Annotated in this window: 1 protein-coding gene; it reads left to right on the top strand. The window is 62.2% G+C overall.

Annotated features, from left to right (window positions below; all coding sequences use genetic code 11):
* Window positions 1–3: 3 nt before the first annotated feature.
* On the top strand, window positions 4–259 hold a 256-nt coding region (gene rplU, locus AC0L2O_RS36990), incomplete at its 3' end, for a 50S ribosomal protein L21 (RefSeq protein ID WP_473373232.1).

Genomic DNA, 259 nt, shown 5'->3' with positions numbered 1-259 from the left:
AAAATGTTCGCAGTCATCAAAACGGGCGGCAAGCAGTATCGCGTCGCCGCCAACGATCTCCTGAAGATCGAAAAAGTCGAAGGCCAGGTCGGCGATATCGTTGAGATCGGCCACGTGCTCGCGCATGGCGAGGGCGAGAATGTCACGTTCGGCGCGCCGTTCGTCGGCGGCGCCCTGGTCACCGCCGAAGTCGTCGAACAGGGCAAGAACCGCACGGTCATCGCCTTCAAGAAGCGCCGCCGGCAGAATTCGCGCCGCA

It is taken from the genome of Bradyrhizobium sp. Kon10, assembly GCF_055807395.1.
Note: the sequence above shows the minus strand (reverse complement) of the source record. Positions and strands in the feature narration are given on the sequence as shown.